Source organism: Kutzneria sp. NPDC052558 (assembly GCF_044547355.1).
Lineage (GTDB): Bacteria > Actinomycetota > Actinomycetes > Mycobacteriales > Pseudonocardiaceae > Kutzneria.
Genome location: NZ_JBIUAG010000028.1, coordinates 49,518 through 74,876, shown reverse-complemented (window position 1 = coordinate 74,876; position 25,359 = coordinate 49,518). Strand labels below are relative to the sequence as shown.

The 25,359-nt window shown below is 71.5% G+C and carries 21 protein-coding genes; 15 read left to right on the top strand and 6 right to left on the bottom strand.

Features of this window, described 5'->3' with window-relative positions; translation table 11 throughout:
• Nucleotides 1–10: 10 nt before the first annotated feature.
• Nucleotides 11–1,582 carry a PP2C family protein-serine/threonine phosphatase gene (locus ACIG5F_RS37180; protein ID WP_396524696.1) on the bottom strand — a complete coding sequence of 524 codons (1,572 nt, stop codon included), beginning with the start codon at nucleotides 1,580–1,582 and terminating at the stop codon, nucleotides 11–13.
• A 183-nt stretch (nucleotides 1,583–1,765) separates the two neighbouring features.
• Here ACIG5F_RS37180 and ACIG5F_RS37175 point away from each other — a divergent pair, with 183 nt between their 5' ends.
• The 8 genes from ACIG5F_RS37175 to ACIG5F_RS37140 all read left to right on the top strand — a co-directional run bounded on the left by ACIG5F_RS37175 (nucleotide 1,766) and on the right by ACIG5F_RS37140 (nucleotide 13,192).
• Nucleotides 1,766–5,845, top strand: coding sequence for a HAMP domain-containing protein (locus ACIG5F_RS37175; protein ID WP_396524695.1), 4,080 nt, complete (start codon nucleotides 1,766–1,768; stop codon nucleotides 5,843–5,845).
• Nucleotides 5,846–5,877: 32 nt separating this feature from the next.
• Nucleotides 5,878–6,426, top strand: coding sequence for a hypothetical protein (locus ACIG5F_RS37170; protein WP_396524694.1), 549 nt, complete (start codon nucleotides 5,878–5,880; stop codon nucleotides 6,424–6,426).
• 140 nt (nucleotides 6,427–6,566) lie between these two features.
• Nucleotides 6,567–9,071, top strand: coding sequence for an FtsX-like permease family protein (locus ACIG5F_RS37165; protein ID WP_396524693.1), 2,505 nt, complete (start codon nucleotides 6,567–6,569; stop codon nucleotides 9,069–9,071).
• 48 nt (nucleotides 9,072–9,119) lie between these two features.
• The gene (gene dop / locus ACIG5F_RS37160) at nucleotides 9,120–10,622 is read left to right on the top strand and encodes a depupylase/deamidase Dop (RefSeq protein ID WP_396524692.1); all 1,503 of its coding nucleotides are present in this window, start codon (nucleotides 9,120–9,122) and stop codon (nucleotides 10,620–10,622) included.
• A gap of 93 nt (nucleotides 10,623–10,715) precedes the next feature.
• Nucleotides 10,716–10,910, top strand: coding sequence for a ubiquitin-like protein Pup (locus ACIG5F_RS37155; RefSeq protein ID WP_184867474.1), 195 nt, complete (start codon nucleotides 10,716–10,718; stop codon nucleotides 10,908–10,910).
• Between the two features lie 55 nt (nucleotides 10,911–10,965).
• A complete protein-coding gene (gene prcB / locus ACIG5F_RS37150) occupies nucleotides 10,966–11,799 on the top strand; it encodes a proteasome subunit beta (RefSeq protein ID WP_396524691.1) in 834 nt (277 codons plus the stop codon).
• A gap of 36 nt (nucleotides 11,800–11,835) precedes the next feature.
• Nucleotides 11,836–12,579: a proteasome subunit alpha gene (gene prcA / locus ACIG5F_RS37145; RefSeq protein WP_396524690.1), complete on the top strand. Its 744-nt coding sequence runs from the start codon at nucleotides 11,836–11,838 to the stop codon at nucleotides 12,577–12,579.
• A 73-nt stretch (nucleotides 12,580–12,652) separates the two neighbouring features.
• Nucleotides 12,653–13,192 carry a DUF1707 domain-containing protein gene (locus ACIG5F_RS37140; RefSeq protein ID WP_396524689.1) on the top strand — a complete coding sequence of 180 codons (540 nt, stop codon included), beginning with the start codon at nucleotides 12,653–12,655 and terminating at the stop codon, nucleotides 13,190–13,192.
• 9 nt (nucleotides 13,193–13,201) lie between these two features.
• Here ACIG5F_RS37140 and ACIG5F_RS37135 read toward each other — a convergent pair whose 3' ends face one another.
• From ACIG5F_RS37135 to ACIG5F_RS37125, 3 genes are all read right to left on the bottom strand, one after another.
• Complete coding sequence (locus ACIG5F_RS37135) at nucleotides 13,202–14,008, bottom strand: hypothetical protein (RefSeq protein WP_396524688.1); 807 nt, start codon at nucleotides 14,006–14,008, stop codon at nucleotides 13,202–13,204.
• Nucleotides 14,009–14,072: 64 nt separating this feature from the next.
• Nucleotides 14,073–14,567 (bottom strand): hypothetical protein, encoded by a 495-nt coding sequence (locus ACIG5F_RS37130; RefSeq protein ID WP_396524687.1) that lies wholly within the window; start codon nucleotides 14,565–14,567, stop codon nucleotides 14,073–14,075.
• A gap of 48 nt (nucleotides 14,568–14,615) precedes the next feature.
• Entirely contained in the window at nucleotides 14,616–16,001 is a 1,386-nt protein-coding gene (locus ACIG5F_RS37125) for a bifunctional phosphatase PAP2/diacylglycerol kinase family protein (RefSeq protein ID WP_396524759.1), read from the bottom strand.
• Nucleotides 16,002–16,116: 115 nt separating this feature from the next.
• Between ACIG5F_RS37125 and pafA the strand changes: the two genes are divergently transcribed.
• On the top strand, nucleotides 16,117–17,475 hold the full coding sequence (gene pafA / locus ACIG5F_RS37120) for a Pup--protein ligase (protein WP_396524686.1): 1,359 nt from the start codon (nucleotides 16,117–16,119) through the stop codon (nucleotides 17,473–17,475).
• Between the two features lie 391 nt (nucleotides 17,476–17,866).
• Here the strand turns inward: pafA and ACIG5F_RS37115 are convergent, their stop codons facing one another.
• The gene (locus tag ACIG5F_RS37115; RefSeq protein ID WP_396524685.1) at nucleotides 17,867–18,619 is read right to left on the bottom strand and encodes a UbiA family prenyltransferase; all 753 of its coding nucleotides are present in this window, start codon (nucleotides 18,617–18,619) and stop codon (nucleotides 17,867–17,869) included.
• 38 nt (nucleotides 18,620–18,657) lie between these two features.
• On the opposite strand from ACIG5F_RS37115, the gene ACIG5F_RS37110 reads away from it, so the two are divergent.
• The 6 genes from ACIG5F_RS37110 (at nucleotide 18,658) to ACIG5F_RS37085 (ending at nucleotide 23,215) form a co-directional block, all read left to right on the top strand.
• Complete coding sequence (locus ACIG5F_RS37110) at nucleotides 18,658–19,077, top strand: SRPBCC family protein (RefSeq protein ID WP_396524684.1); 420 nt, start codon at nucleotides 18,658–18,660, stop codon at nucleotides 19,075–19,077.
• A 79-nt stretch (nucleotides 19,078–19,156) separates the two neighbouring features.
• Nucleotides 19,157–20,143: a helix-turn-helix transcriptional regulator gene (locus ACIG5F_RS37105; protein ID WP_396524683.1), complete on the top strand. Its 987-nt coding sequence runs from the start codon at nucleotides 19,157–19,159 to the stop codon at nucleotides 20,141–20,143.
• Entirely contained in the window at nucleotides 20,140–21,114 is a 975-nt protein-coding gene (locus tag ACIG5F_RS37100) for a helix-turn-helix transcriptional regulator (RefSeq protein ID WP_396524682.1), read from the top strand. The genes ACIG5F_RS37105 and ACIG5F_RS37100 overlap by 4 nt, the downstream gene beginning before the upstream one ends.
• Nucleotides 21,115–21,162: 48 nt before the next feature.
• Nucleotides 21,163–21,417, top strand: coding sequence for a hypothetical protein (locus ACIG5F_RS37095; RefSeq protein ID WP_396524681.1), 255 nt, complete (start codon nucleotides 21,163–21,165; stop codon nucleotides 21,415–21,417).
• On the top strand, nucleotides 21,414–22,358 hold the full coding sequence (tatC, locus tag ACIG5F_RS37090) for a twin-arginine translocase subunit TatC (protein ID WP_396524680.1): 945 nt from the start codon (nucleotides 21,414–21,416) through the stop codon (nucleotides 22,356–22,358). The genes ACIG5F_RS37095 and tatC overlap by 4 nt, the downstream gene beginning before the upstream one ends.
• Nucleotides 22,355–23,215, top strand: coding sequence for a diacylglycerol/lipid kinase family protein (locus ACIG5F_RS37085; protein ID WP_396524679.1), 861 nt, complete (start codon nucleotides 22,355–22,357; stop codon nucleotides 23,213–23,215). Before tatC ends, ACIG5F_RS37085 begins: the two co-directional genes overlap by 4 nt.
• On the opposite strand, the gene ACIG5F_RS37080 is transcribed toward ACIG5F_RS37085, so the two are convergent.
• Nucleotides 23,212–25,314 (bottom strand): hypothetical protein, encoded by a 2,103-nt coding sequence (locus ACIG5F_RS37080; RefSeq protein WP_396524678.1) that lies wholly within the window; start codon nucleotides 25,312–25,314, stop codon nucleotides 23,212–23,214. The genes ACIG5F_RS37085 and ACIG5F_RS37080 overlap by 4 nt on opposite strands.
• Nucleotides 25,315–25,359 lie beyond the last annotated feature (45 nt).

The window sequence follows — 25,359 nt, the reverse complement described above, 5'->3', positions numbered from 1 at the left end:
ACCCGGGGGTTCAGACGGCTTGGAGGGCGAGGAGGGCCACGTCGTCGTGGTCGCGGCCGTCGAGCCAGGTGTCGAGGCGCTGCTCGACGTGGCGGGTGAGGTCGTCGGCCAGCAGGCCGGCGCCGGAGCCGAGGGCCTCGGTGAGGCGGTGGCCGCCGAACTGCTCGCCGTCGCCGCCGCGGGCCTCGGTGACGCCGTCGCTGTAGAGCAGGCAGACGTCGCCGGCGGAGAGGGTGACGGTGGCCTCGCCGAAGTGGGGATCGGGCAGCACGCCGACGAGGGTGCCGGGCACGGCGATCTCCTCGACGGCGCCGGAGGCCCGCAGCACCAGCGGCGGGGGATGGCCGCCGGAGGCCAGGCGGATGCGCACGGCCCCGGAGTCGAGGCGTTCCATGGCCCCGACGACAAGGGTGGCGAAGCGGTTGTCGGCGCTGGTGAGTATGGCCCGGTTCAACAGGTGCAGCAGCTTGGTCGGCTCGGTCTCCACCAGCCGCAGCGCCTCCACGGTGTGCCGGATGCGGCCGGCCAGGGTGGCGGCCTCGACGCCGTTGCCGCAGACGTCGCCGAGCAGGAACAGGGCCCGGCCGTCGGATTCCTGGTACACGTCGTAGAAATCGCCGCCGACGCGGATGCTGCTCTGCGCCGGCCGGTAGCAGGCGGCCCAGGCCACGCCGGGCGCCTCGGGCAGCTCGGCCGGCAGCAGGCTGGCCTCCAGCACCTCGGTGGCCCGGGCCTGCTCGCTGTACGAATGGGCGGAGCTCAGCGCGGCCGCCGCCCGGCCGGCGTAGTCGCGCACGACGTCGAGCTGATCCCCATGGGCATCGGAACCGCGGGAATCGTTGCCGGCCAACACCAACACGCCGGCGTCCAGGCCCTCGTGCCGCAGCGGCACCACGGTCACCGCGTCGGGAACGGCGGAGTCGGCCCCCGTCAACCACTCCAGCCGCGCGCCGGGGACCGGCCGCCCGGACAACGGCTTCGTGGCCGAACCCGAGAAAGCCTCGGCTAGTTCGGTCACCGACCGGAGCATGTGCTGGCCGACCCGGCCGTGCTCGGTGTCGCCGCCGCGGGTGTACCGCCACCACTCGACCCGGCCCCGCCGCGAGGGCAGCACCACGGCACAGCAGTCGGCCAGCGTCGGCACGGCCAGCTGGACGATGCTGCGCAAAGTCTCCTCACGGCGCAGCGAACTGCCCAGCAGACGGCTGCTGTTGGCCAGAAACCGCGCCTGCGCGCACTTCTCGCACCACGGCTGCTCCGGCTCGGTCGGATCACCATGCCATGCCACATGGTCGGCGTCCAAACGGGTGGGTGACCACGTCCACGGCAGGCCCTGGCAGGTGGTCTCGACCGGGCCCTGCTCCGAACCGGTGAATCCGGCCACACCGGTGAGGTGGCCGCCGGGCCGCAGCTCGGGGAACAGCTCGGCGGCGCGCCGGCTCACCACCCGCGCCACGCCCCGCCCGTCCTGCACCACGACCGCCCGGTCGGCGGCGTCCAACAGCGCCTGCCACACGGCGGCGCCGACGGTTTCCTGCCTGCTCAGCGGTATTCCGCTCAACTCCGTTCCGGTCGCGCTCACTCTGGTCGAGTCGGAAATCCCAGGTGCGGAGCGTCGGTCGACCACCGCGGCACCTCCAGACTCCCGGCCGGATGAGGTTCCAGACTAGCCCGGCACACTCGACTGCTCACCATCACTCGTGTCGTGGCAGGCTAACTGTCACCGACACGCTATTCGATGGCAGCCGATTCGAGGGAGGCCGACATGGACGCAACCTCGCTGCCGGTCGGGACCAGGCAGTCCACCGGCGAAGACGCGTTCCTAGACCGCCTGCTCAGCGCCATGCGCGATGTGCGGGACGGCAATTTCCGGCGACGGCTGACCCCGCGCGGCGACGGCACCGCGGCGCGCGTCGCCGAGGTGTTCAACGAGATCGTGGAACGCAACCAGGACCTGGTCGGCGAGCTGTCCTCGCTGCGCGGCGGCGTGGGCGAACGGCTGTCCACCGAGGCGTTCACCGGCGGTTGGGCGGTGGCCCGGCAGTCGGTGAACCTGGTGCTCGAGGACCTGTTGCACCCCACCACCGAGCTGAGCCGGGTGCTGGCCGCGGTGGCCGAGGGCGACCTGTCGCCGCGAATGGCCTCGCACCGCAACGGCCAACCGCTGCGCGGCGAGGCGGCGCAGCTGTGCGGCACGGTCAACGGACTGCTCGAACAACTTTCGGTGTTTGCCGAGCAGGTGACGCGGGTAGCCCGTGAAGTGGGCACCGAGGGCAAGCTCGGTGGCCAGGCCGTCGTGCCCGGAGTCGCCGGCATCTGGAGGGATCTGACCGACAACGTGAACCTGATGGCGGGCAACCTCACCGCCCAGGTTCGAGACATCGCGCAGGTGACCACGGCGGTGGCCGACGGCGATCTGAGCCGGAAGATCACGGTCGAGGTCTCCGGGGAGATGCTCGGCCTCAAGAACACCGTGAACACCATGGTGGACCAGCTTTCCGCGCTGGCCGACGAGGTCACCCGGATGGCGAGGGAGGTCGGCACCGAGGGCATTCTCGGCGGCCAGGCAACGGTTCCCGGCGTCGCGGGCATCTGGCGCGACCTCACGGCGAACGTGAACTTCATGGCCGCCAACCTGACTTCGCAGGTTCGGGCCATCGCCCAGGTGACCACGGCGGTGGCCCGCGGCGACCTGTCGCAGAAGATCAATGTGGACGCCCGGGGCGAGATCCTGGAGCTGAAGAACACCGTGAACACCATGGTGGACCAGCTTTCCTCGTTCGCGGCGGAGGTCACCCTGGTCGCCCGCGAGGTCGGCGGCGAAGGCCGATTGGGCGGCCAGGCAACGGTTCCCGGCGTCGCCGGCACCTGGCGCGACCTCACCGACTCGGTGAACTTCATGGCCGGCAACCTGACTTCGCAGGTGCGGTCGATCGCCCAGGTGACCACGGCGGTGGCCAAGGGCGACCTGTCGCAGAAGATCACCGTCGACGCGCGCGGCGAGATCCTGGAGCTGAAGAACACCATCAACACGATGGTCGACCAGCTCTCGGCGTTCGCCGACGAGGTGACCCGGGTCGCCCGCGAGGTCGGCACCGAGGGCAAGCTCGGCGGCCAGGCGACCGTGCGCGGCGTGGCCGGCACGTGGAAGGACCTGACCGACAACGTCAACGTCATGGCCCACAACCTGACCGGCCAGGTGCGCTCCATCGCCCGGGTGGCCACGGCGGTGGCCGACGGCGACCTGTCGAAGAAGATCGTGGTCGAGGCGGCCGGCGAGGTCGCGGCGCTGGCCGCGACGATCAACGGCATGGTGGACACGCTGCGCGCGTTCGCCGACGAGGTGACCCGGGTCGCCCGAGAGGTCGGCACGGAAGGAATGCTCGGCGGTCAGGCCCGGGTGCCCGGCGTGGCCGGCACGTGGAAGGACCTGACCGACAACGTCAACTTCATGGCCGACAACCTGACGTCCCAGGTCCGCAACATCGCCCAGGTCACCACCGCGGTGGCCCGCGGCGACCTGTCGAAGAAGATCGACGTCGACGCCCGGGGCGAGATCCTGGAGCTGAAGAACACCGTCAACACCATGGTGGACCAGCTGTCCGGCTTCGCCGACGAGGTGACCCGGGTCGCCCGCGAGGTCGGCACCGAGGGCCAGCTCGGCGGCCAGGCCGAGGTCGTCGGCGTGACCGGCGCGTGGAAGCGGCTCACCGAGAGCGTGAACGAGCTGGCCGGCAACCTGACCACGCAGGTGCGGGCCATCGCCGCGGTCGCCACCGCGGTGACCGCGGGCGACCTGACCCGGCAGATCACCGTGCAGGCGCGCGGCGAGATGGCCGATCTGAAGGACAACATCAACCGGATGATCGGCAACCTGATGGAGACCACCACCGCCAACCGGGAACAGGACTGGCTCAAGACCAACCTGGCCCGGCTGTCCGGCCTCATGCAGGGCCAGCGTGACGTGGTCGAGCTGGCGTCGCTGATGATGAGCGAGCTGGCGCCGCTGGTTTCCGCGCAGCAGGGGCTGTTCTTCCTGATCGACCAGGAGGAGCTGGCCATGGCCGCCGGCTACGGCGTGCGCGGCGACGAGGGCGGCCCGCGGTTCCGGTTCGGCGAGTCGCTGGTCGGACAGGCGGCCGTGGAGAAGAAGACCATCCGCATGTCGGCCGCCCCGCCCGGCTACCTCAAGATCACCTCGGGCCTGGGCGACGCGCCGCCGTCGGACGTGATCGTGCTGCCGGTGCAGTTCGAGGGCAAGGTGCTGGGCGTGATCGAGCTGGCCTCGGTCGGCCGCTTCACCGAGGTCCACCGCGACCTGCTGGAGCAGCTGCGGGAGACCATCGGCGTCACCGTCAACACCATCCAGGCCAGCTCCCGCACCGACGCGCTGCTGGCCGAGTCCCAGCGGCTGGCCCAGGAGCTGCGGGCCCGGTCCGAGCAGTTGCAGGCCCAGCAGGAGGAGTTGCAGCGGTCCAACGCCGAGCTGGCCGAGAAGGCGGCGCTGCTGGCCCGGCAGAACAGCGACATCGAACTCAAGAACACCGAGATCGAGCAGGGCCGGCAGGAGCTGGAGGAGCGGGCCCAGCAGCTGGCGCTGGCCTCGCGCTACAAGTCCGAGTTCATGGCCAACATGTCCCACGAGCTGCGCACGCCGCTCAACAGCCTGCTCATCCTGGCCAAGCTGATGGCCGACAACCTGGAGGGCAACCTCTCCGACAAGCAGGTCGAGTTCGCCCGCACCATCCACGCCGCCGGCAGCGACCTGCTTCAGCTGATCAACGACATCCTCGACCTGGCCAAGGTCGAGGCCGGGCATCTCCAGCTGGAGCAGACCACGGTGTCGGTGGTCGACCTCGTGGACTACGTGGAGAAGCTGTGCCGGCCGCTGATCGGGCAGAAGGGCCTGGACTTCTCGGTCGTGGTCGACGCCGACGTGCCCGACGAGGTGCACACCGACGTGCAGCGGTTGCAGCAGATCCTGCGCAACCTGCTGTCCAACGCGGTGAAGTTCACCCAGGAGGGCAACATCCGGCTGACCATCCGGCAGGTCGAGCCCGGGCAGGTCCGCCGGGCCACCCTGCGCGGCGCGCCGGCCCGGATCGCGTTCTCGGTCGAGGACACCGGCATCGGCATCCCCGCCGACAAGCTCGGCGTCATCTTCGAGGCGTTCCAGCAGGCCGACGGCACCACCAGCCGCAAGTACGGCGGCACCGGCCTGGGCCTGTCCATCAGCCGGGAGCTCACCCACCTGCTTGGCGGCGAGCTCCAGGTGCGCAGCACCCCCGGCCAGGGCAGCGCCTTCGTGCTGTGCCTGCCGGTCACGCCGCCGCCGGCCCTGCTGGCCGCCGCCCCCGAACTGCCCGAGGTCGACGAGCTGGAGGAGTCCGTGCTGGTCGAGGAGCCGCTGCCGGCCGTGGTCGCGCTCAGCTCCTCGGCGCCGCGCTTCCACGGCGAGAAGGTGCTCATCGTCGACGACGACCTGCGCAACGTCTTCGCCCTGAGCACCGTGCTGGAGCTGCACGGCCTGCACGTGGTGTTCGCCGACAACGGCGTGGCCGGCATCCGGGCGCTGGAGCAGTACGACGACATCGCCCTGGTGCTGATGGACATCATGATGCCGGAGCTCGACGGCAACGCCACCATGGCCGCGATCCGGGACATGTCCGCCCACGCCGACCTGCCGGTGATCGCCGTGACCGCCAAGGCCATGAAGGGGGACCGGGAGAAGAGCCTCGCGTCGGGGGCCAACGACTACGTCACCAAGCCGGTGGACACCGACCTGCTGCTCAACCTGATCGCCGCCTACCTGGACTACGACAGCGAGGAGCCGGTCGAGGCGTGACCCACGCTCGGCCCTAGGCATCCGCTGACTGGATGCCTAGGGTCGTCGGAGTGGGCGCCAGCCGGCCGGTGTTGCTGCTGGACGTGGACGGGCCGCTGAACCCGTACATGGCCAAGGCCCACCGGCGACCCGCCGGTTACAGCACGTACCGGACCAAACCCAGATCGTGGATCGCCGCCAACCCGCACCGGCCCGCCGCCTTCGTGCGGCCGCTGCGGGTGTGGCTGAACGTCGACCACGGGGCCCGGCTGCTGTCGCTGCCCTACGACCTCGTGTGGGCCACGACCTGGAAGGACGAGGCCAACGAGTGGATCGGGCCGCCGCTGCACCTGCCCGAGCTGCCGTGGCTGGACTGGCCGCGGGAGCACGAGGTCGATCCCGCCGGCATCCACTGGAAGACCCGGCACATCGTGGACTGGGCCGACGGGCGGCCGTTCGCCTGGGTCGACGACGAGCTGGGGCCGGCCGACCGGGCGTTTGTCGCCGCCCACCACCCCGGGCCGGCCCTGCTGCACTGGGTCGACCCCCGCCTAGGCCTCCGCGACGACGACTTCGACACGCTGGCCCGCTGGCCCCCGTGACGCTTGGAAGGGGGCCTTCCTCCACTCCGAGTGGAGGAAGGCCCCCTTCCAAGCGCCGAGGGGTCATACCGAAGGGGGATGGCGGGGAGCGACGGGAGGATGACGACCGGTGATCCAGCCGATCCCTAGCGTCTGCGAGCGTGAATCCAGTGATGGTGACCCGGCTCGCCCTGTCGGAACTGCGCGGCCATCCCGGCCGGACCCTGCTGCCGGGGCTGGCGCTGCTGGTCGGCGTCGCCTGCCTGATCGCGTCGATGATGCTCGGCGACGCCATGAGCGACGCGGTGAAGGCGGGCGCGGAGCGGGTGCCGCAGTCGGTGGGCGTGGTCGTGTCGCCGAACCCGTCCCGCGACGGCAATCCGGCCGACCTCGACCAGGTGGCCAAGCAGTTGGCCGGCGTCCCGGGCGTGGCCAAGGTCGTGCCGGTGCAGCAGGTCGGCGTGGACGTGCTCGGCGTGGACGGCCGGGCGCTGCCCTATCGGGTGTCGGCGGCGATCGACTCGGGCGACCCGTCACTGAACCGCTTCGCCCTCCAGGCCGGCCGCACACCGGCGGCCGACGGCGAGGTGGCCATCGACAAGGTCACGGCGTACCAACGGCATCTGGCGCCGGGCACGCACATCACCCTGGCCGACGCGGGCGGACGTCCGGTGCAGGTCACGGTGAGCGGCGTGCTGCAACTGGGCGGCAAGGCCGACATGCCGTTCCTGGTCGTGGGCAAGGACCTGGCGACCAAGCTGGACCCGACGTTCGACACCAGTGAACTGGACCTGCTGCTGACCCCCGGGACCAGCGACATCACCGCCCGCGCCAATATCACCCAGCAGCTGGGCACCGGCTTCAGCGTCCGCACCGGCGACGGCGAGCGGACCATCCAGGGCGGCGACAACACCGTCCGGGTGCTGCTGCTCCTGTTCAGCATCCTGGCCCTGGCGACCTCGATGTTCGTCGCCGGCGCCACCTTCCGCGCCGTCTACCTGCAACGACAGCGGCAGACGGCCCTGCTGCGCTGCGTCGGCGCGGAGCGGTCGCCGATCGTGTGGGCCAACCTCATCGAGGCCCTGATCACCGGGGCCATGGCCGGCGCGGTCGGAGCGTTGCTGTCCGGGGGCGTGGCCCGGCTGCTGGCCTGGATATTGGACGTCACGGGCGTGTCGACGATGATCGGCGCGACCCAGCTGCAACCGGCGGTGCTGCCATCCATCGGCTACCTCATCACCGGCATCCTCGTGGCGGCGGCGCTCAGTGCGTTCGCCGCCGTGCGGCCGTCGCTGGCCGCCGCCCGGGTGTCGCCGCTGGCGGCGCTGCGGCTGGCCGGCGAGGCGACGCCGGAACGCCGCACGGTGCGGGCCCGCACCGTGCGCGGCTGGCTGTTCGTGGGTGCCGCCGTGGTGTTCGCTCTCGGCGCACTCGCCACCCAGCGGAGCGTCGGCTCCCCGTTCTTCGCCCTGTTCTCCGGGATCGCCGCGGTCGCCGGCGTCTTCGGCTCGTTCGGGCCACGTGTGGTGCCGTTCCTGGGCCGTGGCATCGGCTGGGTCGCCGGCAAGGTGTTCGGCCCGCACGTCCGGCTCGCCGGCGTGGAACTGGGCCGGGTGCCGCAGCGGGCCGCCTCGGTGGCCATACCGTTGGTGCTGGCCAGCGCCATCGTCGCCGGCGCGGTCGTGCTCATCGGCACCGCCCATGACCTCACCCTGTCCCGCCCCGACCCGCTCACCCCGGACGCCCAGATCAGCGACACCGGCCACCGGCCGCTCGGCCCGGACGTGCTCAAGGCGGCCCAGCAGCCCGAGGTCCAGCAGCTGCTGCCGGTCAGCGGGGCCGGCAACGGCGTCACCGTCAACGGGACCAGGATGCGGGTCTCCGGCGTCGACCCGGCCAAGCTCGACGCCTACCTGACGGCCCTGCACCAGCCGGCAGCGCCCAAGCTCGGGCCGGACACCGCCCTGGTCGACTCGTGGCGGCTGGAGGACAACAAGCTCAAGATCGGCCAGCAGGTCACCGTGGGCGGCCTGACCGGGGGGCCACGCACCGTGACCATCGTCGGCACCACGCCGCAGGCCGACATCGGCTACTCGGACCTGCTGGTCGGCGATCCGGGGCTGGCGCCGGTCAGCGCAGTGTTCGTCGACGTCAAACCCGGCTCCGACCAGGCCGCCTACCGCAGCGCCGTGCTCGCCGCGCTGCCCGACGCCCCGACCGTCACCGTGGACACCGCCGCGCAGAACAACGAGGACACCCAGCGCAACCTCGACCTCGCCGCCGTCATGCTGATGGTGCTGCTCGGCCTGAGCGTCGCCGTCGCGGTCACCGGCATCGGCACCGCCATGAGCATCTCCGTGCAGGAACGCCGCAAGGAGGTCGCGCTGCGACGAGCCCTCGGTGTCACCCGGATGGAGGTCACCGCCGGCATCCTGGCCGAGGCGGTGCTGCTCGCGCTGAGCGGCCTGATCGGCGGCACGGTCCTCGGCGCGGTGTACGCGGAGCTGCTGATTGCCGGCATGGGCGTGCACACTTGGCCGAGCCTGCCGTGGGGCCAGCTGGCAATCGGGGGACTCGTGGTGGTGGCGCTGGCCGTGCTGGCCGCCGTAATGCCTGCTCGGACGGCCTCCCGGGTGGTGCCGGCGGCCGGACTGGCCGGATCGTGAACCCGGTCACCGTGCTCGCATGTCGGTGGAAGGTCGTAGGCTGCTGACATGCGGCGGATCATGGGCACCGAAGTCGAGTACGCCATCACCGTACCCGGCGACCCGACGGCCAACCCGGTGTTGACCTCGACCCAGATAGTCCTGGCCTACGCGGCGGCGGCGGAGATCCCGCGCGCCCGCCGGGCGCGCTGGGACTACGAGGTGGAGTCGCCGCTGCGCGACGCCCGCGGCTTCGACCTCGGGGCGCCCGGCGTGCCGCCGTCCGACCCCGACGTGGAGGACCTCGGCGCGGCCAACGTCATCCTGACCAACGGCGCCCGCCTCTACGTCGACCACGCGCACCCGGAGTACTCCGCGCCCGAGGTCACCAACGCCCGTGACGCGGTGATCTGGGACAAGGCAGGCGAGCGGATCATGGAGGAGGCCGCCATGAAGGCCGCCTCCGTGCCCGGCCAGCCGAGGCTCCAGCTCTACAAGAACAACGTCGACGGCAAGGGCGCCAGCTACGGCACCCACGAGAACTACCTGATGTCCCGCAGCACCCCGTTCACCGCGGTGATCGGCGGGCTCACGCCGTTCTTCACCTCACGCCAGGTGATCGTCGGCTCCGGCCGGGTCGGCATCGGGGCCACCGGCGACCACGCCGGCTTCCAGCTGTCCCAGCGGGCCGACTACATCGAGGTCGAGGTCGGCCTGGAGACCACGCTCAAGCGCGGCATCATCAACACCCGCGACGAGCCACACGCCGACGCCGACAAGTACCGCCGGCTGCACGTCATCATCGGCGACGCCAACCTGGCCGAGTACTCCACGTACCTGAAGCTGGGCACCACCTCGATCGTGCTGGACATGATCGAGGCCGGCAAGCGGTTCGACGACCTGCGGCTGGCCGACCCGGTGCGGGCCGTGCACACCATCAGCCACGACCCCACCCTCAAGGCCACCGTCGAGCTGTCCGGCGGCCGCAAGTTCTCCGGCCTGGACCTGCAGTTCGCCTACCACGAGCGGGCCGCCCAGTTCCTGGAGACCGAGGGCAGCGGCGACCGCGTCGACGCGCACGTGCTCAAGACCTGGGGCGAGATCCTGGACGCGCTGCGCCGCGACCCCATGGAGTGCGCCGACCGGCTGGACTGGCCGGCCAAGCTGCGCCTGCTGGAGGGCTACCGCAACCGCGACAACCTGGCCTGGGGCTCGCCCCGGTTGCAGCTGGTCGACCTCCAGTACTCCGACGTGCGGCTGGACAAGGGCCTGTACAACCGGCTGGTCACGCGGGGCTCGATGCAGCGCCTGGTCAGCGAGGAGGAGGTGCTGGCCGCGGTGACCACGCCGCCCGAGGACACCCGCGCCTACTTCCGCGGCCGCTGCCTGGAGCGCTACCCCACCTCGGTGGCCGCCGCGTCCTGGGACTCGGTCATCTTCGACATCGGCCGCGAGTCCCTGGTCCGGATCCCGACCCTGGAGCCCCTGCGGGGCACGAAGGCGCACGTCGGGGCCCTGCTGGAGGCGGCCAACACGGCCGAGGAACTGGTCGACGCCCTCACCAGGGGGTAGACACACGTTGATCACGACCCGAGTGGCTGAAGGACGAATGTCAGTGCCGCTGGGTAGTGTTGAACCAGGCCAACCAGTCACCGGGAGGCGGCAATGGCTCAGGAACAGGTACAGCGTCAGGGCGGGGGCGACGGCGACGAGGGCGCCGACGGCGCCGCCGCCGCGGGTCAGGAGCGCCGGGAGAAGCTCGGCGAGGACGTCGACGCGATCCTCGACGAGATCGACGACGTGCTCGAGGAGAACGCCGAGGACTTCGTGCGCGCCTACGTGCAGAAGGGCGGCGAGTAGGCCCCCGGGCCAACCCGTGACAGGACTCCAGAGGCGGCAGGAGAAACAGCACTACATGGAGCACAACTCGAACACGGGCGCGGCGCTGCCGGCGGCCTACCTTTCGCCGGGTACGTCCTCGTTCGTGGACTTCCTGCGCGCACAGGCGCCCGAACTGCTGCCGTTCAACCGGGTCGCGCCCGGCGCACGGCCGCTGGAGCTGGCCCACGGCACCACGATCGTGGCCGTCGCCTACAAGGGCGGCGTGCTGATCGCCGGTGACCGGCGGGCCACCGCGGGCAACGTGATCGCGCACCGGGACATGGACAAGGTGTACGTCACCGACGAGTACTCCGCGGTCGGCATCGCCGGCACCGCCGGGCTCGCGGTGGAGATGGTCCGGCTCTACCAGCTGGAGCTGGAGCACTACGAGAAGCTCGAGGGCGTGACCATCACGCTCGACGGCAAGGCCAACCGGCTCGGCGCGATGATCAAGGGCAACCTCGAGGCGGCCATGGCCGGCCTGGTCGTGCTGCCCCTGTTCGTCGGCTACGACGTCGACGCCCCCGACCCCGACCGGGCCGGGCGCATCGTCACCTACGACGTCACCGGCGGCCGCTTCGACGAGCACGCTGGCTACCACTCGATCGGCTCCGGCTCGGTGTTCGCCAAGGGCTCGCTGAAGAAGCTGTACGACCCGGACGCCGACCAGGACGCCGCCGTGCGCACCGCCATCGAGGCGCTCTACGACGCCGCCGACGACGACTCCGCCACCAGCGGCCCCGACCTGGTTCGCCGGATCTTCCCGGTCGTCATCACCGTCGACGGCGTCAACGGCGCCGTGCGGGTGGCCGACGAGACCACCGCCGCCGTGTCCGAGGCGGTCGTCGCGGACCGCACCCGCGGGTGAGCTGATGACGTCCCCACGAACCACAGGAGCCGCACAGTGACGTTGCCGTTGTACGCATCCGCCGAGCAGGTGATGCGGGACCGCTCGGAGCTCGCCCGCAAGGGGATCGCCAGGGGCCGCAGCGTCGTCGTGCTCACCTACACCGACGGCGTGCTGTTCGTCGCCGAGAACACCTCGTCCACGCTACGCAAGGTCTCCGAGATCTACGACCGCATCGGCTTCGCCGCCGTCGGCCGCTACAGCGAGTTCGAGAGCCTGCGGGTGGCCGGCGTCCGCCATGCCGACCTTCGGGGCTACCAGTACGACCGGCGGGACGTGAACGCCCGCTCCCTGGCCAACGCCTTCGCCGGCCTGCTCGGCTCGATCTTCACCGAGCAGATCAAGCCGTTCGAGGTCGAGGTCTGCCTGGCCGAGGTCGGGTCCACCTACGGCACCGACCAGCTCTACCGGCTCACCTACGACGGCTCCATCTTCGACGAGCCCAAGTACGTGGTCATGGGCGGGCAGGCCGAGGCCATCTCCAACGCCCTCAAGGAGTCGTACCAGGACAACCCGTCCCTGACCGACGCCCTGCGCTTCGCCGTCGCCGCCTTCGACGCCGGCAGCCCCGCCAGCAACGGCGACCGCTCCCTCGAGGTCGCCGTCCTGGACCGCAAGCGCTCCCGCCGCGCCTTCCGCCGCATCCAGGGCGCCGCCCTGGAGCAGCTCCTGGCCGCCACCAAGCCCGCCCCCGAGGCGGAGCCGGAGCCGACCGAGGAACCGGAAAAGCCGGCCGAATAGGTTCTCGTTCCGTAGAAGGCCCCGATCCCCGGATCGGGGCCTTCCGCATTGCGTGGACCACTAGGGTGGGGTCATGGATCAGGGGGATCGACCGGTCACGGACGCCGAACGGGAGCGGGCGCTGCGGTTGCTGGAGATGGCGGTCGGTCATGGCATGTTATCCGTGGCGGAGTTCACCGATAACAGCACCCGTGTCCTCTCCGTCGCCACGGTGAACGACCTTGAGGTCTTATTGGCAGAAGTCCCTGGCATTTCGGCGAAGGCGTTCGACGATCGGCCGTTGACGCTGCAACTCACCGGTCGCACGCTGGTGCGGCGCGGCGACTGGGCGGTGCCGGGCGAGATCGCCCTCAGCGGCGAGAACGGCCGGGTTCTGCTGGATTTCTCGCGGGCCAGGTTTCGCTCGATGACCGTTGCGGTGGATGTCAACCTGAAATCGACGCGCCTGAAGATTATCGTCCCCAATGACGTCGCCGTCGATCTGGCGCAGCTCAACAAGATGTACTGTCACATGGTCAATCGTGCGCATCCCGAAACGGAGCATTTCATCTCGATAGCGCTTCGGGGGAGCGCCGTGTTCGGAACAGTGCTGGCCAAACGGGCTCGTCGTTGACCTGACGGGTCAGGAGCGCCGCCACCACCGTTTCGGCTTGCCCTGCTCCGCGTTCTCGGCCACGGCGGGGTCGTCGTACTCGCGGGAGATCACCTCGACCCGCCCGGACGCGGCGTCCAGGCGAATCGTGTCCAGGCCCTTGGTTTCCAGCTCGGCGATGGTGGCGGCGTGGGCGGTGGGGTCGAGGGCCAGCATGCTGACCTTGGGGTCCCCGTCGCCGAGCCGCACCTCCTCGCGCAGCAGGACCTCCATCATCCGCTGGGCCGAGGACGAAGGGAGCGGCTCGTCCACGGCGACGTGCAGCATCAGGTTCTCCATGCCGGTGTCGACCCAGCGCGCCTGCGACACCCAGACCGCCTGGATCGCCGGGAACTCCCGGATCCGCCGCACCAGCGCGTCGCGCAGCGCGATCGCCGTCGGATGCGTCGACCAGCTCAGCTTGAGCCGCTGGCCCGTGCCCTTGACTCCCCGGTCGCTCAGGGTCTGCCGCACCAGCGGCACCGGCACGCGGGCCCATCCGTTGCCGGAGTGCACGGACATGACCTCGACCCCGGTCTTGCCGACGATGTCCAGCAGCCTCAAGGCATCGCAGTGCACCGCCGCGGCGGCCGCCGGCAGCTTCTCGGCGCAGCACGCCTCGCTGACGAAGCCGGGCAGGTCGGGCCGGCCGTCCTTGCCCTTGAGGAACAGCACCGAGCCGTTCTCCAGCACGGGAACGAACACCCCGCCGTCGACCAATGCCCCCAGCAGCCGCTCCGGCTCCGCCTCGGCGGCCTGGCGGTCGAGGATGTCGGCGAGCGCCGCGTTGACGGTCACGGCCGGAGCCTAGGTGATCTCCACCCGGCGGGTGGACGTTTTGGCGTCGGTCTTCCGTGCGCTGTCACCGTGACGTGGTGATTCGGCGGGCCAGATCGGTGAACTCCTCCAGGGCCCGCCGGCTGGCCCGCAACGTCTCGGCGATCTCCGCGGAATGCGACCGCCGCTCGGCGGGCCGGGGGCCGAACCACAGCTTGCGCACGGCCCGATCCGTGTCGCTCACCGCCTCCGCGCTCGCGATCAACCGGTCAGGTCCGATGAGCCGGATCAGCATCACCATCTTCTTGAGGCTGCTGCGGGCCTGCCAATACCGCTGCTCTGCCGCGGCGGTCATCTCCGCGGTGGCCGGCACGGGCTCCTCGTCCTCGCGAATCGTCCGGAGCAGCCACTTCACTTCCTCCCGGGACGCGGTCGCCGCCTCCACCAGCTCCGCGCACCGCGACGCGCGGTCCTCTCGTAACCGCGTTCGGGCCGCCACCTTGGCCTTGACCGGCTCCAGGAACACTCCGAGCAGCACGCCGGCCAGCGCGAACAGGCCGGCGATGAAGGGCGTCAGCATGAGGCGCACTCCCGTCGAGTCGAGCCGCTCTCGCCGCGGCGACCTTGGTCAGCGATACACGGTGAGGGCGGCGCGGCGGGCCTTGAAGGCGAAGGTGGTGCCGTCGGGGCCGACTTCGCCGTCGGTGGCGATGGCGACGGGGCGGCCGTGGACGCGGACGGTGAAGGCGGGCAGGTCGAGCTGGTGGTAGGTGCGGCTGCGGTGCAGGGCGCCGGCCACGGCGGCGATGACGAAGCGGGTGCGGGAGAAGGGCAGGTCGGCGCGGATGTAGCGGACGTCGAGCAGGCCCGAGTCGAGGCGCTGGCGGGTGGCGGGGGCGAAGCCCTTGGGCAGGTACGGGTTGTTGCCGACGAAGATCATCCACACGGTCCGGCGGCGGCCGTCGAGGGTGACGGCGAGGGGCTCGGCTGAGTGCAGGACGCGGACCAGGGCGTAGGCGCCGGCGGGCCACTTGCCCCAGCGGCGGGCGTGCTTGTCTCGTAGCCGCACGAGATCGGGGTAGCCGCCGAGGCTGGCGGTGTTCAGGAAGATCGACGGCTCCGCGCCGTCGACGGACACGGAACCGAGGCCGATGGGGATGCCGTCGCCGGATTCGGTGGCGGTGCGGGTGTGCTCCAGGCTCGCCACACCGACGTCGCGGGCGAAGTGGTTGAGGGTGCCGGCGGGCACGACGGCCAGCGGCAGGTCGGCGGCGCTGGCGTGGGCGGCGACGGCGGCCACGGTGCCGTCCCCGCCGGCGGCACCGAGGGCCCGCACGTTCGTGAGGTCCTGGCCGGCGAGGTCGTCGATGCGGATCACGGTGGCCCGCGGCCACGCGGCCTTGATCTCGACGGCGGGGTCGGTGTCGTCGGGCCCGGAGTTGGGGTTGGCGACGATGGTCAGCCCCTCCCCGTCCTGGAGCACGGGCGTCCGCACCTGGACGGCGACCTCGGCCGGCTCGCCGACGCCCAGCGGCCACCAGCGCTGGGTGAGCAGCCCGACCCCGATCCCGAGGGCCGCGCCGCAGGCCACGTCGGAGGGCCAGTGCACGCCGGTGTGCACCCGCGAGTACGCCACGGCGGCGGCGACCGGGGCCACGATCGCGGCGGCGGTGGGGGACTCCAGCGCGACGGCGGTGGCGAAGGCGGCGGCCGAGGCGGAGTGGCCGGAGGGGAACGAGGAGGAGGTGGGCCGCCGGCTGAGGCGGCGGGCGACCGGCACCAGGTCGGCGGCCGGCCGCCGACGCGGGAACACCTGTTTGGCCAGGGCGTTGGCGGTGAAGCTGGCCCCGGCCACCGCCACGACGCCGCGCAGCGCCGCCCGGCGGCCCCGGCCGCGGATGGTGGCCAGCACGGCGGCGGCGCCGAACCAGAGCAGACTGTGATTCGCCGATGTCGACAGCTTCTTGGCGAAGACGTCGAGCCGGGACGGGCGCAGGGCTGCCGACCTGCGCATCAGGGCCTCGTCGAGCCGGTTCACGGAGCGCACGTTATGCGAAGGTAGCCGAATTTTCGCGCCGATCCCCGAACGGCGCACGGTCAGCGGGCGCTGGACCGCCTAATGTGAAGGGATGCAGCGGCGGATCTTCGGAATCGAGACCGAGTTCGGGGTGACCTGCACGTTCCACGGGCAGCGTCGGTTGTCACCCGACGAGGTGGCGCGGTACCTGTTCCGGCGCGTCGTGTCGTGGGGACGCTCCTCGAACGTCTTCCTGCGCAACGGCTCGCGCCTGTACCTGGACGTCGGCTCCCACCCCGAGTACGCGACCGCCGAGTGCGACGACCTCACCCAGCTGGTCACGCACGACAAGGCCGGCGAGCGGATCCTGGAGGACCTGCTCGTCGACGCCGAGCGGCGGCTGGCCGACGAGGGCATCGGCGGGGACATCTTCCTGTTCAAGAACAACACCGACTCGGCCGGCAACTCCTACGGCTGCCACGAGAACTACTGCGTGGCCCGGGCCGGGGAGTTCTCCCGCGTCGCCGACGTGCTGCTGCCGTTCCTGGTGACCAGGCAGCTGATCTGCGGCGCCGGCAAGGTGCTGCAGACCCCACGCGGCGCGGTGTACTGCCTGTCGCAGCGGGCCGAGCACATCTGGGAGGGCGTGTCCAGCGCGACCACCCGTTCGCGTCCGATCATCAACACCCGGGACGAGCCGCACGCCGACGCCGAGCGCTACCGGCGCCTGCACGTGATCGTCGGCGACTCGAACATGTCCGAGGTGACGACGCTGCTCAAGGTGGGCAGCGCCAACCTGGTGCTGGAGATGATCGAGCAGGGCGTGCAGTTCCGGGACTTCAGCCTGGACAACCCGATCCGGGCCATCCGCGAGATCAGCCACGACCTGACCGGCCGCCGGCTGGTCCGGCTGGCCGGCGGCCGCGAGGCCTCGGCGCTGGACATCCAGCGCGAGTACCACGCCAAGGCCGTCGAGCACGTCGCCTCGCGCACCAACGACCCCACCTCGCAGCGGGTGGTGGACCTGTGGGGCAAGGTGCTCGACGCGGTCGAGGCGCAGGACCTGTCCAAGATCGACCGGGAGATCGACTGGGCGGTCAAGCACCGCCTGATCGAGCGCTACCAGGCCAAGCACGGCCTGGAGCTGTCCAGCCCCCGCATCGCCCAGCTCGACCTGGCCTACCACGACATCCGGCGCGGCCGCGGCATCTTCGACCTGCTGCAGCGCAAGGACCTGGTGCACCGGGTCACCGACGACGGCGAGATCGAGGCGGCCAAGGACACCCCGCCCCAGACCACCCGGGCCAAGCTGCGCGGCGACTTCATCGCCGCCGCCCAGGCCGCCGGCCGGGACTTCACGGTCGACTGGGTGCACCTCAAGCTCAACGACCAGGCCCAGCGCACCGTGCTGTGCAAGGACCCGTTCCGCGCGGTCGACGAGCGGGTCGAACGGCTGATCTCCAGCCTCTGACCGGGTGACGACTCGAAGGCCCGCCCCGACCTGGGGCGGGCCTTCTGTCGTTGCGCCGGGGCCGTGCTGAGCAGGCCCCGAATCACTCCAAACAGATCGACATGTGCGGCGAGGCCACTCCGGCGGCGGCCGGGTTCGCGGATCGGCGAGGCTGCCAGGTTCGCTGAGTAGAATTGAATTTTGGGAGATCCCAGGAGAAGTTGATCTTCATGGGGATGGGGAGCCGCGGGGACGGCGATCCGCGATGGGCGGGATGGGGGCAGATGGGCGGGATGGGGACAGCGGCCTGCGGTGGGAGCCGCGGTGACAGTGACCCGCGACAGGTGAGGTGGGACAGCAACCCGTGACGGCGATCTGCGGTGACAGTCACCCGCGATGAGCGGGAGGGCCGTCATGGGGTCGTGAGGATCAGGAGGACGACGTCCAGGAGTGCCACCAGGATGGCGGCCTGGAAGGGGTGGCGGCGGCCGAAGAGCAGGATGACGGCCGAGGCGGCGACGGCGTAGGGGTTGAGGACGGCGGCGGCGGCCAGGAGCAGCACCACCGTGGCGGCCCAGGAGGGGCGGGGGCCGAGGCGTTGGGGGAGGCCGCGGATGCCGGTGGCGAGGTCGGCGGAGAGGTCGGGCAGGGCGTTGGCGAAGTGGGCGCCGGAGCCGAGCAGGGCGCCGGCGGTGAGGAGCCACCACGGGGGAGTCGCGGGGACGCCGAGGACGACAAAGGCGGGCCCGGCGCAGAAGGCGACGGTGTAGGGCAGCACCGAGACGACGGTGCCCTTCAGCCACAGGTTGTAGGCCCAAGCGCTGCCTACGGCCAGCAGGTGCACGAGGCCGGGGATCACGCCGGACAGGAACGACAGTGGGATGACGGCCAGCCCTGACAGCGCATACGCCACCAAGACCGCCTTCGCGGCGATGAGGCCGTTGGGGATGGGCTTGTCGGTGCGGCCCGATGCCGCGTCGCGGTCCCGGTCGAGGTAGTCGTTGAGCCAGCCGACGGAGAGCTGGCCGGCCAGCACGGCGGCGCCGACGGAGGCGATGCCCGCGGGCGAGCGGCCCCACACGACGGCCAGGCCCACACCGATCGCGGTGACGGCGACGGCCGGCGCGGGATGGCTGGCGCGGACCAGTCCGCTGACCTTGGACACGATCCACTACTCTGCCGCAACCGGGGCGAGGAGGCGCAGTGCCGGCGACAGATCTGATCCACACCTACGTGGTGCCCGCGCGCCCGGAGCGGGTGTTCGAGCACCTGACCGACCCGGCCAGCTACGTCGGCCTGTCACCGCTGGTGGTCGAGGTGTACGACGTGGACGACACCGGCTACACCGCGGTCGAGCGGTTCCGGCTGGGCCCGTTCACGTACGACAACCACATCCGGGTCGGGGTCACGGCGGCCGACAACGTGGTGGCCAGCGAGGTCCGAAGCCCCGGCGGGGTGCGGCTGTCGCACCGGTTCGAGCTGTCCGAGCACGCCGACGGCTGCGAGGTCGTGGAGCGGACGCACCTGACGGCGCCGTTCGGGCTGCTGCGGTTCTCGGCCGCGCAGGCGCTGAAGGTGCAGCGGGCCCGAAGGGGCATCTTGACCGAGCGGTTGGCGGCGTGATGCGACCGGACGGACGATTCACCCGCCGGCTCGGCGGTTGCCGGGGCATCGTGACCGGCGGCGGGGTTAGGGTGCTGAGGTGTCCATAGCCCGTGCCGAACGTCTCGTCAACCTGGTGCTGTGCCTGCTGTCCACCCGGCAGTACCTCACGGCCGACCGGATCAGGACGATCGTGCCCGGCTACCCCGAGGACGCCAACGCCGAGGCCTTCTACCGGATGTTCGAGCGGGACAAGGCCGAGCTGCGCGACCTGGGCATCCCGCTGGAGACGGGCCGCAACAACTCGTTCGACCCGGCCGAGGGCTACCGCATCGCCCGCCGCGACTACGAGCTCGGCGACATCGACCTGGAGCCGGACGAAGCGGCGGCGGTGGCGCTGGCGGTGCGGCTGTGGGACTCGCCGGAGCTGACCGGGGCGGCCGAGGTGGCGCTGCTCAAGCTGCGCGCGGCCGGGGTGGACGTGGACCAGGCGGCGCCGGCGGTGGTGGAGCCCCGGGTGCGGACCAGCGAGCCGGCCTTCGCCACGCTGCTGGCGGCGGTGCAGACCGGGCGGGTCGTCACCTTCGACTACCGCAAGCCGGTGCCGGCCGAGGTGCGGACCCGGACGGTGGAGCCGTGGGGTGTGGTGTCCTGGCGGGGCCGCTGGTACCTGGTCGGGCACGACCGCGACCGGCGGGCGGCCCGCTGCTTCCGGCTGTCCCGGATCGTCGGCGACGCCAAGACCGTCGGCAGGGCGGGCGTGGTGGAAGCCCCGGCGGGCGTGGACCTGATGAGCTTCGTGAAGGGCTTCGACGACGACCCCGGCCAGTGCACGCTGGCCCGGCTGTGGGTGGCCAAGGGCCAGGCCCAGGGGCTGCGGCGGCGGGCGAGGATCGTCGGCGAGGACGTGGTGGACGGGATCGTGGGGGACCTGCTGGAGATCGAGCTGACGCTGCCCGAGTCGGCGGCCGGCTGGATCGCCGGCTTCGGCGCGGACGTGGAGGTGCTGGAGCCGGAGGTGCTGCGCAAGTCGGTGTACGAGCGGCTGCTCGGCGCGCTGGCCGCGGCGGACGGGAAGGCGTCGTGAGCTCGGGCGCGAACGACCGGCTGACCCGGCTGCTGGCTCTGGTGCCGTACCTGATCGCGCGGCCGGGCATCCCGGTGGACGAGGCCGCCGCCGACTTCGGCGTGACGGCGCGGCAGCTGCGCAAGGACCTGGAACTGCTGTGGATGTGCGGGCTGCCCGGCTACGGCCCGGGCGACCTGATCGACCTGTCCTTCGAGGGCGAGACGATCACCGTCACGTTCGACGCCGGCATGAACAAGCCGCTGCGGCTGACCGGGGCCGAGGCGACGGCCCTGCTGGTGGCGCTGCGGGCGCTGGCCGACACCCCGGGCGTGGCCGACACCGACGCGGTGCGGCGGGCCCTGGCCAAGGTGGAGGCGGCGGCCGGGGCGGCCCGGCCGGCGGGCGTGGTGGTGGGGCTGGCCGCGCCGGAGGCGGAGGCGACCGCCGAGGTGCGCGAGATCGTCCGGGACGCGTTGAGCCGCGGGCGGGCGCTGCGGATCCGCTACTACACGGCCTCGCGGGACGAGATCACCGAGCGGGTGGTGGACCCGATGCGGGCGCTGCTGGTGGAGGGCCGCAACTACCTGGAGGCCTGGTGCCGCTACGCCGGTGACGTGCGGCTGTTCCGGCTGGACCGGATCGACGCCATCGAGGTGCTGGACGAGCCGGCCGCGCCGCCGCCGTACGCGGAGCCGACCGACGTGTCGGCCGGCCTGTTCCGGCCCGAGGCCGGGCAGAAGGTGGCGGTGCTGCGGCTGGAGCCGGACGCCCGCTGGATCTCCGAGTACTACGCGGTGGACGAGCAGACCGAGCTGGACGGCGGCCGCTGCCGGGTGGTCATGCGCTACACCGACCCGATGTGGATGGCCCGGCTGGTGATCGGGGCCGGCGGCCAGGCCGTGGCCGAAGGCCCGCCCGAGCTGGTCTCCCTCATCCGCGACCGCACCTCCACCGCCCTCGAGCGCTTCGCCCGCCAACCAGCCGGCTGAGGTTGAGGCCGTACTCGGGGCTTAGGGGGGAACCGTTACCGTGTGCTCGTGTTGTACGTCATCGCCGCGTTGGTGATCGTTCTGGGCTTGGCGCTGCTGGTGCGCGCGCTGCTGCGGACCCGGCGCAAGCTCGCCCTGCTCAAGGCCACGGCGGCGCGGGCGGGGGCCGACATCGCCGACCGCCGGGGCCTGATCCGGGCCCGGGTCGCCGCACTGGGGGTGGCGTTGGCCCAACGCCGTAGAATCGGGCGAGACCAACGGGTCGCCGACGTGGCGGCGCACGCTGAGGGGCGGCATCGGTGACGTCCGAGAAGAAGACCGAACGCAGGAGCAAGCGGCGTCGCCGCAGCCGTCGGCAGAACCCCGACGGCACGATGACCCTGATGGAGCACCTGTTCGAGCTGCGCTACCGGCTCGGCATGGCGCTGCTGGGCATCGGCCTGGGCGCCATCATCGGCTTCATCTGGTTCGAGACGGCCCCGCCGCACGTGCCGACGCTGGGCAACCTGCTGCTCGGTCCGTACGAGTCCATCCCGTCGGGTCTGAAGTTGCAGGGCACCGAGGGCAAGCTGCTGCAGAACAGCCCGTTCGAGGGCTTCATGGTGCGCTTGCAGGTCGGTATCGCGGTCGGCGCGGTGCTGTTCAGCCCGATGTGGCTGTACCACCTGTGGGCGTTCATCACGCCGGGCCTGTACTCCAAGGAGAAGAAGTTCGCGCGGATCTTCGTGGCCTGCGCGGTGGTGCTGTTCGTCGGCGGCGCGGTGCTGGCCTACCTGGTCGCGCCCGAGGCCCTGACCGTGCTGTCCAGCATCAGCTCCAGCGAGTTCGTCACGGCGTTGACGGCGGACAAGTACATCTCGTTCATCCTGGCGCTGCTGGTGATCTTCGGCATCAGCTTCGAGCTGCCGCTGCTGGTGGTGATGCTGAACAAGGTCGGCATCCTGCCGTACGAGAAGCTCAAGCGCTGGCGCCGCGGCATCATCTTCGGCCTGTTCTGCTTCGCCGCCGTGGTCACGCCGGGCCAGGACCCGATCTCCATGTGCGTGCTGGCCGGCTCGCTGACCCTGCTGTTCGAGCTGGCCGTGCAGATCTCGCGGCTCAACGACCGCAAGAAGGCCAAGGACAACGAGTGGGAGGGCCTGTCCGACGACGAGGCCTCGCCGCTCAACTACGACCCGAAGCCGGAGCAGGCGACGCCGGCGTCCGAGGTCAAGGCCACCGCCTTCGACGAAGACGCCACGTGACGGTCGCGCTGCTGGTGTGCCCGGCGGCCGGGCTCGGCGCGGCCGGGCGCGTCGCCGGCACCGTGGCCAGCCGGCTGCGTGCCGCCTGCGGCGACGTCCAGCTGCTGGTCGCCTCCGACGCCGAGGGCACGATTCGCTTGGCGCACAAGGCAGTTCGGGACGGGGCCGAGGTGCTGGCCGTGCTCGGCGGCGACGGCGCCGCGCACGCGGGCGTGCAGGCCTGCGCCGGCACGGACACGGCCCTCGCCGTCATCCCGGCCGGCACCGGCAACGACTTCGCCCGTGCCCTCGACCTGAGCCTGGACGGCGTGGTGGAGGCGCTGCGCGCCGGGTGCCGACGGGCCATCGACCTCGGGCGCGTGCAGCAGGGGGCCTGGTTCGGCACCGTGCTGTGCGCCGGTTTCGACTCGGCCGTCAACGAGCGCGTGAACCGCATGCGCTGGCCGCGCGGCCCTCGCCGCTACGACCTGGCCATCGTGATGGAGCTGGCCCAGCTGCGGTCCCGGCCGCTGACCGTGCGCACGCCGGGCGGCGAGGTCGAGCTGGAGGCCACGCTGATCGCCATCGGCAACACCCGGTTCTACGGCGGCGGCGTGCCCATCTGCCCCGACGCCGACCCCGGCGACGGCCTGCTCGACGTGACCATCGCCGGCCGGGCCGGGCGGGCCGAGCTGATGCGGATCCTGCCCAAGCTGCGCACCGGCCGGCACGTCGACCACCCCGTGGTGACCACGCTGCGGGCCAGCTCGGTGGCCATCGCCGGCAACGACTGGATCGGCTACGCCGACGGTGAGCGGCAGCGTGAACTGCCGCTCACCGTCGAGTGCGTGCCGAGGGCCTTGTCAGTCGTCGCCTAGCACTGGGGCGCGGGGCGCTTCCAGTTGTCGCCGTCGGTGTTGTCGCCGTCCTTGAGGGTGCCCTGCGCCCGCATGAACGTGACGGCGAGCGTCTTCAACTCCGTGGCCAGCGTCGCCGGCACGTCGGTCGGCACGGTCCCGCCGCTCTTGGCGAACCAGCCGCTGGGGCCGTAGTCGCCGTAGAACTTGCCGCTGCGGTAGACGTGAATCTCGAAGTCGGGGAACCGGGCCGTGTCGAACCGGGCGGTGAAGTCCCCGGACAGGGTCTTGGGATCCCGGGCCGTGCCGCCCTTCTCGGTCCAGCCGCAGGCGTGGTCGGGCCGGTAGGACTCCATCCGCTTGCCCTCGGCCACGGTGTCGACCGAGGCCAGCGGCACGGCGAAGATCGAGACCTTGGCCTGCACGATCCACGAGTAGTAGCCGCCGATGGCGTGGGCCTGCGCGTCGGCCTTGGCCTTGGCGCTGGCCTGGTCGAACGGGCCCTTCATGTCCTTGTCGACGCAGCTGAGCGTGGCCTGGCCGCTGGAGGCGATCTTCGTGGTCGAGCTGCACGAGCCGGCCGGCAGGTCGTTGAGGAAGACGTCGGCGTTCATCTGCACCGAGATCTGGGGCGGCACGATGGCGCCGGCCTGGGGCGACGCGGTGAACTGCGCGGTGACCGAGCAGCCGGTGACCACGCACTTGTCGAGGGACTCGTCGTTCTGGACGATGTCGCCCCTGACCAGGTGCACGCTGGTGTCGATCGCGTCGCCGAGCTGGCCGATGTCGGTTTCCATCTCGTCGTAGGTCTGGTCGACGAAGTCGTCGTCCATCGGGGAGAACGTGGCGGTGCCCAACCCGGTGTAGGCGGCGCGGGCCCCGTTGAGCTGGAGCTTGTGCCCGGGATTGCCGAACGCCGCGGCGGCCTTCTTGGTGGTCCGGTCGATCCAGCGCACCACCCGGTACGGCTGGTTCTTGGCCACGTACAGCGTGCCGTCCGGGGTGTCGGCCTTGAGCACCTCGACGTTGTTGACGGTGGTGCCGTCGTAGTCGCCGGGGGTCGGCAGCTTGTCGGTCCGGGTGACCTGGTCGCGCAGCACGCCGGCGATCGCGTTCGGCGTGACGTTCTGCTTGAGCAGCGGCGACAGGTCGCCGAGGTCGCCGGTGGCCCAGCGGTCCTTCAGGCTCACCCCGGAGGGCAGCAGGCCATCGAGCCCCCGCGGCAGCACGCCGCCGGACAGCTGCACGTACAGCTTGTCGTTGGCCACCAGGAACGGGAACTTGAGGCCGTCGCCGGTCATCGTGCCGATCGCGTCGCCCTGGTCGGTGACGCGGCCGTCGAACTGGCTGCCGTCCGGCAGGTCGGCCTTGTAGTTGGCCACCGGCTGCGAGGCCAGGTTGGCCACGGCCTGCTCGAACGGGCTGCGGTCCGGCGGCCACACCAGCCACGTCGTGACGCCCGCGACCAGCAGCACCACCACGGCCGCCGCGATCACGATCAGCCGCTTGCTGCGACGCTTGCGCGGCGGCACCGGCACCAGGTCGGTGCGCAGCGGCGCGTGCCACCCGGGCGGCAGGTCGGCGTTGGCGACCAGCGGCGGATGCCACGGCTCGGACGGCTGCGGCCACACCTGCTGCACGGGCTGGGCGACCGTCGGCATCGGGGCCATCGCCGGGAACTGGCCGGTCGCCGGGTACTGGCCGGTCGGCTGGGCGTCGCCGCCCGGCTGCCACGTGCTCTGCGGCAGGTTCGCCACCGGCGCGGCCGGCTGCTGCCAGCCGCCCTGAGGTTGGGCGTTCGGCTGCCAGCCCTGCGGCTGGCCGGGCTGCGGCCAGGACTGCGGCGGCGCGGCGGCCGTGTCCTGCCAGGTGACCGGCGGCTGCTCGCCGGTCTGCCACAGGCCCGGAGGCGTGTACGAGGCCGGCTGCTCGCCACTGGCCGGCGGCTGCCACGTGCTCCGCGGCGTGTCGGCGACCGGCGGCCCGGCGACTGGCGTGAACTGCTGGTCGGCGGTCGGTTCCGCCTCCGATGCGGCCGGTCCGTCGTATCTGGACGGCTCGGCGATCGGGTCCTCCGGCGCGTGCTGACCGCGCGCCGGGTCGATGGACTCCTGGCCCATGATTCATTCCCCCCTACGGCTTCGGGCGGAATGATGTCAAACAAA